Source organism: Enterovibrio litoreus, assembly GCF_045679545.1.
Classification (GTDB): Bacteria; Pseudomonadota; Gammaproteobacteria; order Enterobacterales; family Vibrionaceae; genus Enterovibrio.
Genome location: NZ_CP166195.1, coordinates 637,753 through 650,418 on the forward strand (window position 1 = coordinate 637,753; position 12,666 = coordinate 650,418).

Annotated in this window: 9 protein-coding genes; 2 read left to right on the forward strand and 7 right to left on the reverse strand. The window is 48.0% G+C overall.

Translation table 11 applies throughout. The features are described 5' to 3' along the window. Positions 1-246: 246 nt before the first annotated feature. The 7 genes from AB8599_RS18310 to AB8599_RS18340 form a co-directional block, all read right to left on the reverse strand. Positions 247-2,871: a hypothetical protein gene (locus tag AB8599_RS18310; protein WP_407334331.1), complete on the reverse strand. Its 2,625-nt coding sequence runs from the start codon at positions 2,869-2,871 to the stop codon at positions 247-249. Between the two features lie 592 nt (positions 2,872-3,463). Then, complete coding sequence (gene gnd, locus AB8599_RS18315; protein WP_407334332.1) at positions 3,464-4,912, reverse strand: decarboxylating NADP(+)-dependent phosphogluconate dehydrogenase; 1,449 nt, start codon at positions 4,910-4,912, stop codon at positions 3,464-3,466. A gap of 14 nt (positions 4,913-4,926) precedes the next feature. After that, the gene (gene pgl, locus AB8599_RS18320; RefSeq protein ID WP_407334333.1) at positions 4,927-5,667 is read right to left on the reverse strand and encodes a 6-phosphogluconolactonase; all 741 of its coding nucleotides are present in this window, start codon (positions 5,665-5,667) and stop codon (positions 4,927-4,929) included. After that, positions 5,664-7,163, reverse strand: coding sequence for a glucose-6-phosphate dehydrogenase (zwf, locus tag AB8599_RS18325; RefSeq protein WP_407334334.1), 1,500 nt, complete (start codon positions 7,161-7,163; stop codon positions 5,664-5,666). The genes pgl and zwf overlap by 4 nt, the downstream gene beginning before the upstream one ends. A gap of 209 nt (positions 7,164-7,372) precedes the next feature. Then, positions 7,373-8,035 carry a DUF3047 domain-containing protein gene (locus AB8599_RS18330; RefSeq protein ID WP_407334335.1) on the reverse strand — a complete coding sequence of 221 codons (663 nt, stop codon included), beginning with the start codon at positions 8,033-8,035 and terminating at the stop codon, positions 7,373-7,375. A 274-nt stretch (positions 8,036-8,309) separates the two neighbouring features. Continuing rightward, a complete protein-coding gene (locus tag AB8599_RS18335) occupies positions 8,310-9,839 on the reverse strand; it encodes a calcium-binding protein (RefSeq protein ID WP_407334336.1) in 1,530 nt (509 codons plus the stop codon). Between the two features lie 435 nt (positions 9,840-10,274). Further along, complete coding sequence (locus AB8599_RS18340) at positions 10,275-10,964, reverse strand: hypothetical protein (RefSeq protein ID WP_407334338.1); 690 nt, start codon at positions 10,962-10,964, stop codon at positions 10,275-10,277. 167 nt (positions 10,965-11,131) lie between these two features. Here AB8599_RS18340 and AB8599_RS18345 point away from each other — a divergent pair, with 167 nt between their 5' ends. Then, the gene (locus tag AB8599_RS18345) at positions 11,132-11,839 is read left to right on the forward strand and encodes a DUF445 domain-containing protein (RefSeq protein ID WP_407334339.1); all 708 of its coding nucleotides are present in this window, start codon (positions 11,132-11,134) and stop codon (positions 11,837-11,839) included. A 247-nt stretch (positions 11,840-12,086) separates the two neighbouring features. Beyond that, the gene (locus AB8599_RS18350; protein WP_407334340.1) at positions 12,087-12,602 is read left to right on the forward strand and encodes a hypothetical protein; all 516 of its coding nucleotides are present in this window, start codon (positions 12,087-12,089) and stop codon (positions 12,600-12,602) included. The last annotated feature ends 64 nt before the right edge of the window (positions 12,603-12,666 follow it).

Here is a 12,666-nt window from a genome sequence, read left to right on the forward strand (position 1 = left end):
AGTACGCAGCATCAGACTTAGCGAAACAAACAAGACACCACACCGGTCCATCCTAATCTTATCCCCAATTTCTGTGGGTAAGTGTCGCGCAATCGATCGCTTCAATGACTTGTAGATTGCAAGCTTTTGCTCAAATTTCGTTCACTTCTACGCCGTAAAATCCGAATGCAAAAAGGGCAGAATCATCATTCTGCCCTTTTGTTTTTCAGCCCTTTATTGTGGGGCAGGTTGTGCTAGAAGATTGCCTTAAGGCTGGATCACACTTCCGTACTCATCAACCTGTATCACATAGATAGATTTGTCGCTGCCATTTTCAGCGGAATCCACACCTTCATACGTGATGGTAAAAGCACCTTTGTCACCAACCGGAGTGATATCGAAATTAAGGCTATTCACGCTGGTATTTTGACCTGTGAATGTCATTTCAATACCAACTTTCGCACCATCTGAATTGAACTTTTGGAAGTGGACTTCATATCGTTGGCTGTCACCGATTGACGCCCATACAACCAAGTAGTCCCCTGCTGTGCCAACACCAGTAACCTTAGCTGGGCCGTGACCGCCAGATGCCTTGAATTTTTCAACAGCCTGAATCGACATGCCATCAGCACCAAAGTGCTGCATGTAGGTGTACCATTCATTGTTTTCTATGCCACGCCAAACAACAACAAATTGACCTTCTGTCCCTATCTGTGTGATCGAAGGCATATCGTTTTTAGTGGTGCCAGATAAGTTCAAGGTTCGGATTGAATTCGCCACTGGTTCATTGGTCGTTGCATCCATCAACGCTAATTTCACAACACCACCCGATGAGCCAACAACGGCATATTTGCCACCGCCAATACTGACAATGTTGGTTTCTTTATCTGCGTTGCCATCGGTGCCGCCGATAGTGAGTGTTTGTGTATTGCCAATTTTGCTGCCACTCGAAGATAGCATCACGACGTTAGTGGCAGTGCCTGTCGAACCTTGACGCCAAGCGATGGTGTAATTGCCATTGTCCAAGACGCTGATTTCTGGCGCTGCCACAATGGGGTATCCATTTGAGTTGGCGGAAACGGGACCAACGACCTGTGCGCCACCTACTTTGTTTCCGGCATTATCGAGTAACTGCATATAAAGCGAGAAACCGTTATGCCAAACGATCACGCTGGTATTACCTGAACGCTCAGAAGTCACAGATCTAAGCTCTGAAGGACCAAGATCCATCACAGGTCCCATCACCGCACCATTGTGTTGGCTAGGATCGGCATAAATGACCTGAGCATATGAATGTACTGCAAGGCTGGTGCTGTTGTTGTAGCCCGTCCAAGTCACCAACAGATCACCACTATTATTTAGCGCAGTGACCTCTGGCGACTCTATTCTAGCTCTGGTGCCGAACGTTAGCTCGTCACCTTTGAGCGTACCGTCGGCATTAAAGCTTTGCAGATAGACTTTGTTATTCCCACCATATCCTGTATCCCATCCTCTCCAAACAACCGTGTAGCTGCCATCAGGATTGGTCGTAGTGACATAGGCAGAGTCATCGACGGTATTGGTTCCGCTCCCTTCTAGGTTTGTAGAACCTGTACCTGAGCCATCGTCATCAGCGATAACAATCGATGCGCTGCTGAGATCACTCTTGTCATCTTTCGCCCAAGCATTGATGGTGAAATTCTCACTGCTTTCGGCTGCACTGTCATTCACGGTAGGAATTCCTATGCGCACTGAAGTGACGCCTGTTGGTACGTTGATTTCAGTCAGCGTCGAGGAAATAGTGGCCGTCCCCGTCGTTCCATCTGAGTAGAGCAGTGAGACGGTGTTGAGATAATCGCTGTTGAGCGCCGCTGTACCATCTTTAAGCGACAAACGAAGCCTAGATGTCGTTGCCGTTTCACGGTCAAAATTAACAGTCGCGTAGGCAACCGAACCTTCGCTCACAGACGCTGAGGCGAGAGTAATTCCTGTTACGTCAGGGTTTAGCTCACTTGGGAAAACGGTTTTGGGATAACACGTATGGTCTTCCGATGTTACCGTGCCCATTGCACTGATTCGGCTTGGGAAGAGGCCAACTTGCACTCTCTCGCCAGTCGACGGATTAACGCGGAACAGCATATTGCTGTTCACGTTTCCAGATACATTCTGGTTTTTTGCTGCAACCAACAATTGGCCATTCTGATCCAAGGTGGCAGCCGTGACGAAATCGATAAAGTGGAACGCTTTAAGTGATTGAGCGCCAGTGGCGGTATCGATATTGAACGTGCGACTATTGGTAATAAACAAGAGCTCGCCTTCATAAAACACAAACGAGCCCCAGCTTGTGAAACCACCGAAACGCAGGTTGTTATCAAAAGTACCAATATTGGTCGTTTCACCTGTTTCTGGGTCTATTTTAAAGATAGTGCTGGCATCAGACGCATACAGCTCACCCGTATTTGGGTTGAACGCCATTCGCATGATTTGTTTTTTTACTGTCGGTCCAGCAACATGCTCTCCGGTATTGGGATCCATATAGGCAAGCTGGTATTGCTTGTTTGTGCTGCCATGAAGATCAAGCCCAGCAAGCTCTTCCGCCGTGAAATCGCTTTCTTGGACAGCCACATGAAAAGCCGTCGGCTGCGGTGCATTAGCGTAATAGAGACGGTCTGTGATGGGGTTATACGACATCGCAGGCCCGCTAAATAGACTGCGAGAATGATAAATGGAACGATTTTTTGCATCCGTTGTGTAGATACCTGTCATCTTGTCTAACTCTTGAACATCCAAGAGAAGGCCAACGTGGTTACGCCCCGCATTCATCGAATAGACGTTACCTGCACAGTTAGCGATTGCTTGCGCTGATGCGAGTGCTCCGGCTAAAACTGCTATTGAAATCAAAGATTTTTTCATTGTGAGAGACACCCATCGTCCATAATTTTTGGTTAGTGTATAACCCCACTCAACGCGCCTTTTTGAAGTCATGCTTGCCCACACAACTTGACTGTCTTAATCAACCATCAAAAGCGGCGACATTTCTTCGTCGTAATTTTTTTAACGAGTGGGATGTTGTGGTGATCTTATCTTCATGTGATGAATATAAATTTCTCATTATTGGGATGACCTTGAATTTGATGTTTTTACATCAGACTCTTTCATCTTTCTGTTGATGGAGAATGACAAATGAATTGCATAAAATGGAAGAAGAGCATGACGAATGAATGAGAAAGGTGTGTTGTCTGCTACTAAACATTTCACGTAAATGGTAAATATTCGAGCGTATACTCACTCCCCCCCCCAACCTTATCCCCAATTTCTGTGCATAACTCCCAGGTAATCGATGGCTTCAATGGCTTATGGATTGCAAGTGATTGTGTGATTTTTGTTCAACTTTTTCTGTGAATGTCAGGCACAAAAAAGGGCAGGATTTTCATCCTACCCTTTTGTGTTTATCCGCCGTTGTTTGGGGGGCGATTAACACGCTCTGTGCTTATGCGTTGATGGCTTACACGTCATAGGTGGTAGACGATATGTCGCCGCCTGTGCCCGTCCAGTTAGTGTGGAAGAACTCGCCACGCGCTTTGTCAGTGCGCTCATAAGTGTGCGCGCCGAAGTAGTCACGTTGTGCTTGAATCATGTTCGCTGGAAGGCGAGCCGTTGTGTAACCGTTCAGGAAAGTCAGTGCAGAAGACATGCAAGGCATTGGTAGGCCGCTTTCGAACGACTTAGCTACCACTTTACGCCATGCTGGCAGGCTGCCTTGTAGGATGTCTTTGAAGTACGCATCTGTGCCTAGGAACGGCAGTTCTGAGTTTGCTTCAAACGCATCACGAATGTTGCCAAGGAATGCGCTACGGATGATACAACCGCCACGCCACATTAGCGCTACGTTGCCGTAGTTCAGTTCCCAGTTGTTCGCTTCTGACGCTTCGCGGATCAGCATGAAGCCTTGCGCGTAAGAAATGATTTTAGAAGCAAGCAACGCTTGGCGTAGGGCATCTAGCCACTCTGACTTGTCGCCTTCTACCGGTTGGATTGGGTTATCGAACAGCGCAGCGGCTTCTACACGTTGGTCTTTCATTGAAGACAGCACGCGCGCAAATACAGACTCAGTGATCAGGGTCAATGGAATGCCTAAATCAAGCGCGTTGATGCCTGTCCATTTGCCCGTGCCTTTTTGGCCCGCTGCATCCATGATTTTCTCAACCAGTGGCTCGCCGTCTTCGTCGCGGTAACCCAAAATGTCAGCTGAGATTTCAATCAGGTAGCTGTTTAGCTCAGTGTTGTTCCACTCTGCAAAGGTCGCTTGCATTTCATCATGCGTCATACCCAACCCTTCTTTCATGAAGTGGTAGGCTTCGCTGATCAGCTGCATGTCGCCGTATTCGATACCGTTATGCACCATTTTCACGAAGTGGCCTGCGCCGTCACGGCCAACCCAATCACAACACGCTTCACCGTCGTCAGTTTTCGCGGCAATGGCTTGGAAAATAGGCTTCACGAAAGGCCATGCTTCAGGGTTACCACCTGGCATGATTGACGGCCCAAAGCGTGCACCTTCTTCACCGCCAGAAACGCCGGTACCCACAAAGCGAATGCCTTTTTCGCTCAGCTCTGCCACGCGGCGGCTGGTGTCTGGGTAGTTAGTGTTACCACCATCAATGATGATGTCGCCTTCGTCTAGCAAAGGAACGAGGGCGTTGATGAATTGATCGACAACGTCGCCAGCACGAACCATTAGCATCACTTTACGTGGTGATTCTAGCTTGCTCACCATGTCTTCTAGCGAGGTTGCACCAATGATGTTGGTACCTTTCGCTGGGCCTTCAAGGAACTCGTCCACTTTGGCGACAGTGCGGTTAAAGGCTACGACTTTGAATCCGTGGTCGTTCATGTTCAGGATCAGGTTTTGACCCATCACGGCCAGTCCGATGACTGCAATATCAGCTTTCATTTATCTATTTCTCCTTAGGCCAGCTCTTTCGCTGCGTCTGAATCTAAATACCACTCGGTAATACCGGCTTTTGAGCGAACTTGTGCTGCAGGATAAGCTTTTGCGGCTGGCGCGTTGTCAGCGATTTCTTTTAATACCGCTGATTTGCTCGCGCCCAATACCAAGTAGGTAATGCGTTTTGCGTTTTCCAATAAATGCGCGGTTTTCGACACACGAAGCTGATGGCTTTCAGGGTGTGAAGCAATAATCGCTATTTCTTTGGTTTTGTAATCTGTTTGGCCCGGGAACAGGGAAGCGGTGTGTCCGTCTGTCCCCATGCCGAGCAAAATCCAATCGAAAGCAGGAACGCCTTCTTGATCCACTTTGCCTTCTGTATTCGGAATGGTGTCTAGCATTTCTTCCGTAAACCGGATCACTTCGGCTGCTGCAAAATCTTCTCCACGAATGCGGTGAATGTTCTCGGCTGGGATTTGAATGTGGTCAAACAACAATGCTTTGGCTTGGCCGTAGTTGCTTTGCTCATCTTCCGGTGCGACGCATCGTTCGTCGCCCCACCAGAAATGAAGGTTTTGCCACTGAATACGGGTCGCGTAATCTGAATTTGCCAAGTAGCTGAAAAGCTGTGAGGGCGTGCTGCCGCCAGACAATGAAATGTGGACAGGTCGACCCATTTCGCTGTATTCCAACAAGCTCAGAGCAAGGGCTTCAACCACTTGCTGAGCGTCGTCGAATACGCGGTAATTCATGTTACTCATAGTTCGCAATAATCCGTGCTTGCTAGGTTCTTACAAGGAAAACGCCACGAGCGATCTTCTTCATGAAGCAGTTCATCGGCTTCTTTCGGCCCCCATGTGCCTGCGGCATAGCCGTAGAGATGCTCTGGATTTTCCTTGTATTCCAAAATGGGTTGTACAAATTCCCAACACGCTTTCACGGCATCGGTGCGGGCAAACAATGTGGCATCGCCTTTCATTGAGTCCAGCAGCAGGCGCTCGTAAGCGGTGAGCATTTGCGTTTCTTCAAGCGTGTCGTAGTGGAAATCCATCGACACTTCTTTGGCATTAAAGCCTGCACCAGGCTCTTTCAAGCCAAAGCTCATTTGAATGCCTTCGTCTGGCTGAATACGAATAATCAGCTTGTTCTCAGGGGCATTCGCGCCGAACACAGGGTGCGGCGTTTTCTGGAAGTGGATCACCACTTCGGTCACGCGTGTTGGCAAGCGTTTACCGGTACGCACGTAAAACGGCACGCCGTTCCAGCGCCAGTTGTCGATAAACATCTTTAAACCGACATAGGTTTCTGTGCGGGAATCATCCGCTACACCATGCTCTTGGCGATAGCCTTTGAGGTGAGTGCCGCGCACATCTGACTCGGTGTATTGTCCCAGTACCAAATTCTTCTGCAACTTTTCTTCGGTCAATGGCTGCAAACTGTTAAGCACTTTCACCACTTCGTTACGCATGGAATCGGCGTTGATCACCGCAGGTGGCTCCATACCTACCATGGCTAGCACTTGTAGCAGGTGGTTTTGGAACATGTCACGCACTGCGCCCGCGCCGTCGTAGTATCCGCCACGTTCTTCTACGCCAAGGAATTCTGCCGCAGTAATTTCAACGTAGTCGATGAAGTTGCGGTTCCAAAGCGGTTCAAACATGCCGTTAGCAAAACGGAAAACCAGCAGGTTTTGGACGGTTTCTTTACCGAGGTAGTGGTCAATACGGTAGATTTGATGTTCTAAGAAGGCTTTGTGAAGGTTGTTATCAAGCTCTTCAGCGGTGGCAAGGTCATAGCCAAATGGCTTTTCAACGATAAGGCGTTTCCAGCCGTTATCTTCGGTGTTGAGGCCATGCGCGGCGAGGCTTGCAGGGATCACACTGTACAGACTTGGCGGCGTTGCCAAATAGAAAGTGGTGTTGCCATCGGTTTCATAGACTTGCTCGATGTCTGCCAAACGCGCTTTCAGTTTGCCATAATCATCAACATCTGACGTATCAATCGGCTGGTAATGCACGCGCTGTAAGAAATCAGCCAGCATCTGCTGATCGACTTTCTCATTGGTAGTTAGCGAGGCTTGGAGTTTTTCTTGGAACTCGGCATCAGAGTACTGAGTACGGCTGACACCAAGAATAGCGAATTTTTCTGGTAGCAATCCATTCGCAAAAAGATGATAGAAGGCGGGAATCAACTTGCGATGGGTCAAATCACCCGACGCACCAAAGATGACAATACAATTATTTTCTGGTTTGACCATAATGCTATCCCACTTGTCTGATGCTCTCAGCGCAAGTCATTCATTTTTTAGTGACAGAACTATAAACAATAGGAAGAAAAGTAACAGTTGTTTCTGCCTATCGAATTGATAGACGAAGCTTGTTGAGCATAAATTCACCTCATTACTGTGGCACTGTTGACCATTGTCTGGCAGAAGGTGCAGGCAATTTTGAACAGCGCGATTATCCGTTAAGGATGCTCAACGTCCAATTTTGGCAACGGCGAAAAACGAATAGGTGACAAATATGCCGCACCTTCACTTTTTGAGTTATCACTGTCAGACATGATAGACACGGCCGTTAAAGTATCGTATTCCTTGCCATAAAGACGCTTAAAGTCATCTCGTACATTTCTACTCACAAACTGCCACGCGCCCATTTCTTTATTGATATTTGCCGACAGCATTTTAAACGCGTTCGGGGCAAAAGGATTTCCCCACGTGTTGTTATAAGTTTGGTTTGGCGTCCAAACGTAGTAGATGGTTTTACTGCTCATCATGGTAAAACCCGGTGTGACGGTGACGCCAATCCGCAAGGCAAAATCATCTTGGGGCTTTTGCGTTTCGTTGGTTACATTGGGCGGCTGAACCACTTTCCAGTGCCACGATATCCACGGCGTTGTGACCAAATCAATGTCCATTTCTCTAATCAACCCCGACGCAGAAGCGGCACTTTGAGCGAACAGGACAGGCGTGTCGAACTGATCATCTTGAATAACCTGATACTGTGTTTCCCCTTCAAAGCGCTTTTCCTCCCAACCAGACATTGGCAAAAACGCCAATTCCACATCTGCATTGGCATACAAAGAAAACAGCGAGCCCACCAGCGCTAACACGTATCCGTTTTGTGCCATCACAACCTTCCTGTTTGTTTCTTCCTGTTTGTTTTTAGTATGGTTCTTGATGAAATGAACTGCTAACGAGGATTAAATTTCATTCCATCACGAATAAGGTACGAGCTTATTGCAAATAGGGATGACGCTAATTTAAACAATGTTGGTGCTACAGATGGCCGTGCATGATGGAGGTGAAAACAAGAAACGATGAATTGAGGAAGCAACGAGTGAATGCGAACGCCAGTGGACAAAAAGAAAGAAAAAAGCGAAGGCGAGCCTCCGCTGATGAGATTTACACGAAATCAAACATGCTGGCATCCAGATCGGACGCGTTGAACTTATCTAGGACGATTTTAGTCGCTGCGTTATCGAACGTCATGATCACGTCTTCGCCAGACTGACGGATATTAATATCACCCATTTTGGTTGCGAGTGTTTTCTGAAGCGCAATGGTGTCGTACTTGCCGTTGAAATCAAGAATGATGTCGTTTTCGCTGCTGTTGTTAAAAAAGAACACGTCACGACCTGCTCCACCGGTCAGAATGTCGCGCCCCATGCCACCATCAAGGTAGTCATCGCCGCCACCACCGTTTAGGCGATCTAAGCCATCATGACCATACAATTTGTCGTTATCCGCTTCACCAAACAATTTGTCATTACCCAATCCGCCACGAAGCGTATCTTCACCAGACCAACCGTACAGCACATCGTCTTCGGTATGACCGTCAATGTAATCATCACCAAGGCCACCATAGATGGTGTCGTTACCTTCAAGTCCTATCAAGTAATCGTTACCTTCTTCGCCAAGAATAGTGTCATCACCTGAGCCACCATTAACATGATCGTCACCCAGACCACCACTGACGTAGTCATTGCCCGCACCGCCGAATACAAGATCATTGTCGCCACGACCAAATAAGGTGTCATTTCCTTCCCCGCCGTGCAGCTCATCTTCACCATAACCGCCATTTAGCATGTCATGGCCGTTACCGCCGTTCAGCAAATCGTTATCGATACCACCATATAATTCATCGTTCCCGTCACCGCCTTGAAGGTTATCGTCGCCTTCTTTGCCATAAAGAAAATCGTTACCGGCTTCGCCGAACAACTTATCGTTGCCAAGATTGCCGTTTAGGATGTCATCGCCTGTGCCGCCGTATAATTTGTCGTCACCTGCTTGGCCGAATAGTTGGTCGCTTCCGGCGTCGCCGTATATCGCATCGTTACCATTTTCACCGAAGATCACGTCATTGTCTTCGTTGCCGTGCATCACATCAGCACCGTCACCACCGCGTAAGGTATCGTTACCCGCTCCGCCGTTCATGGTGTCGTTTCCAGCGTCACCCCAAAGCACGTCGACACCGTCATCGCCATTTAATGTATCGTTACCTTCACCGCCAAACAGGACATCGTTACCAATACCTCCGTTTAATGTGTCGTTACCGACGCCACCAAACAGACGATCATTACCGGCATCACCAAACAGCGTATCGTCGCCTTCATCACCACGCAGTACGTCGTTACCATTGCCACCATAAAGAAAGTCAACGCCAATGCCGCCTTCTACCGTGTCGTCGCCGTCATCGCCAAACAATTCGTCGTCACCAAATCCACCGCGTACCCAGTCATTACCCTCGCCGCCGCGCACGATGTCATCGCTGTCGCCACCAATCACTGTGTCGTTTCCACGTCCACCATCCACATAGTCGGCATCGCCATCGGCCTGAATAAAGTCATTGCCGTCAAAGCCATAAATCTCGTCCGCACCTTCTGTGCCACGAAGAACGTCATCGCCATTGGTTCCATTAATTCTATTAACCATCGTTATTTCTTCCATATTGTTTTCATTGATGAATGCACATGAAGAAACCGCTTTCACGCACATGCCATAAATACTGCCTGCAATAGAAATAAAGTCATTTTCGCCAATGAGACGATGCCCGCTCAAACGACTAAAAGGCAGTTATCTGAGCAATCACCAGTAAAAAATATCAGCCAGAATTAGTATGGAAATTTCTATTTTGCTGTGATTTTTTCCGCGTGAAGAGTTTGGTCTTTTGAAAGTTTGGGAAGGCGCTTCAAAAGCAATCGATTCCGGCTCATTTAAGCGTCAATACAGAGGCAGGAAATGAGCACGAATCGTTTTCAAGCTATTGAACACATTTAAAAAAGAGTGAAACGAAAACTGTAGTGCTTTTGTCGTACTGATCAAACGTACAATGGATATCGAGAATCACATTGCGACTGGTGATAGCGATTAAATAGGGAAGAAAGTCATGGATGCAAACCCATGCACCACCTGATTGATGTGACGGTTGGTGCTGTCTGCCACCATTTTTGCCATCATGTCTTGGATCACCATCATCTGCCCTAACACGCGTTCATAGCTGTAGTTAGGTACGCCATCTTCGGCAATCCCATTGCTCAACAGCATGAGGTTTCCATTGCTGTCTGTGCGTGTATTGAGTAGCCATGCGACCGTTTCTAGATTACGGGCGCTGTTGTAGAGTTTTTGCTGATCGATATCGTCCAGCAAATAGAACTCCAGTTGGTTGTTGTAACTGCTGCTGATCATGCCCGTAATACCGACCATAAGCGCGAACACACGATCCCCTTCAAATTCCTCATCAAAAGCAAGGTGCAAGGCATCTACCCCGTCTATATTGCCAAGTTCTTCATAGCCATTCACTGGGCGTTTGACGGTCATAAAAGACGCCAGCCTGTCATTGACCGTCGCTCCGGGGACTTTGATCAACTCTCTAGGGTTGCGCTTGTAGAGTTTAATGGTGAGGGTTTGAATGAGATCGCGGATCTCTATGATGTGAATATCCGTGATCAAATCCATGTCAGATTTGGCGAGGTTTTTAAATGCAAAGGGGCGACTGTTACTGCTGCAGGCACTCAACGCAAAAACCAGTACCACACACAGCCAATGTCGACGCATCATCCCTACCCCATGTTTAACAGAACCCAAAGAGTGTAGGTGGCGCATTATTAGTTTGGAAAGCGCTCGGTATTGTGTCTGGGGGATGAATCTAAAAAAATCGCGATATTGTTACTCGCTATGCCATCCTTTAGAATTCGCCCAATCAAATTGATTTCCCAAGGCAAACCATGAACAAAAGTTTTCTGACTAATCTCGTCGCTGCTGCCGTTTTCGCGGCAGGCTATTATCTTGACCAACCCATAGCCCTTTACGGCGGCTTATTTGCGCTGTCTGGTTCACTAACCAACTTGCTGGCTGTGCACATGCTGTTCGAGAAAGTGCCGGGGCTTTATGGTTCAGGGGTGATTCAGGCGCGTTTCGAAGCCTTCAAGTTGGGCATCAAGTCCTTGATGATGGATCAGTTTTTTACCAAAGAGAACATTGACCGTTTCCTTAACAAAGAAATGTCTGGGGGCGCCAACCTGAACCTTGACCCTGTGATTGAGAAGATTGATTTTAACCCGACGTTTGACGGCCTGGTTGACGTGATCAATAACAGCCAATTCGGCGGCATGTTAATGATGCTTGGTGGCGCTGAAGCGCTGACACCATTGCGTGAACCGTTCGTGGCGAAAATGCGTCAGTCGGTCATCGACATTACACAGCAAGAAAGTTTTCGTGATGCGCTGAAAAGCCAAATCGAACAACCGGAGATGCTTGGCGATATCACTGCTAACATCGAAGCTGTGATTGAACAACGCCTTGATGAGCTCACGCCGAATATGGTGAAAGACATTGTTCAGACAATGATCCGCGAACACTTGGGCTGGCTGGTTGTTTGGGGCGGTGTGTTTGGTGGTTTAATCGGTGTGGTTTCTGCACTGGTCACGGCGTAAACATGCTTCCACCTTATCGGTTAGCGGGCGTCTAGCGAACGCTGACACCGTAACCGCAACGGCACCTTCGGGTGCCGTTTTTGTTTCACTAGGTCTCGCCACGCTTTGGGACAGCTCACAAATCTCTGATCTTCATATAGAAATCACCTCAAGTTCCCCACAGAAGAGCCGATTCACTCCTAGACTAACGCAATACATGCGTCGCATAACTAACACTCTTTAATCGTCTTTCACATGAGGTGAAATTATGGCCAAAACACGGATTCTCACATTAGCTTCAGCGCTCATTGGCGCCATGTTTGCTTCTTCTGCTTCAGCAATGGTTCTGCCACTGACCATTGGTGCAGATGCTGGCGTGGCAGATGTGAAATACAAAGGACGCAGTGCGACGGGCTATTTTTGGGCGTTAACGGGTAACCTAAAACTCACCAGCATGACCAGCATTTACTCAGGTTATGGCGAAACGACCGCTGAAATACCCGATACAGATGGCATTGATCAGGATTTCACGTCGATCTCTGTTCCATTGGCACTGCAAGTCACTGTGCCGATTGTATTAGGTGATGTGTATGTGCGCGGCGGTGGTAACTATTATGAAAATACCTACGGCACGGAAGTCGAAGATGGCTACGGCTTGATAGGTGCAGTTGGCTTAAGCCTCGCGCCAGCGATTGGCCCAGGTATGGCAATTGAGGTGGGTTATCGTGACCGTGGTAATGCGGAAACCAGCAGTATTTCAATTGGCGCTCGTTTAAATTTCTAAGCCGACTAAGCCTGTGTGGCCAAGGCCACGAATAGATTATCCAAAAACAGCGCCCTATCGGCGC

What these genes read in the sequence shown, in the direction of transcription:
- AB8599_RS18345 (WP_407334339.1), top strand. Translation starts at nt 11,132, where the DNA reads ATGAACAAAAGTTTTCTGACTAATCTCGTCGCTGCTGCCGTTTTCGCG.
- AB8599_RS18340 (WP_407334338.1), bottom strand. Translation starts at nt 10,964, where the DNA reads ATGATGCGTCGACATTGGCTGTGTGTGGTACTGGTTTTTGCGTTGAGT.
- gnd (WP_407334332.1), bottom strand. Translation starts at nt 4,912, where the DNA reads ATGAAAGCTGATATTGCAGTCATCGGACTGGCCGTGATGGGTCAAAAC.
- AB8599_RS18350 (WP_407334340.1), top strand. Translation starts at nt 12,087, where the DNA reads ATGGCCAAAACACGGATTCTCACATTAGCTTCAGCGCTCATTGGCGCC.
- AB8599_RS18310 (WP_407334331.1), bottom strand. Translation starts at nt 2,871, where the DNA reads ATGAAAAAATCTTTGATTTCAATAGCAGTTTTAGCCGGAGCACTCGCA.
- zwf (WP_407334334.1), bottom strand. Translation starts at nt 7,163, where the DNA reads ATGGTCAAACCAGAAAATAATTGTATTGTCATCTTTGGTGCGTCGGGT.
- AB8599_RS18330 (WP_407334335.1), bottom strand. Translation starts at nt 8,035, where the DNA reads ATGGCACAAAACGGATACGTGTTAGCGCTGGTGGGCTCGCTGTTTTCT.
- pgl (WP_407334333.1), bottom strand. Translation starts at nt 5,667, where the DNA reads ATGAGTAACATGAATTACCGCGTATTCGACGACGCTCAGCAAGTGGTT.
- AB8599_RS18335 (WP_407334336.1), bottom strand. Translation starts at nt 9,839, where the DNA reads ATGGTTAATAGAATTAATGGAACCAATGGCGATGACGTTCTTCGTGGC.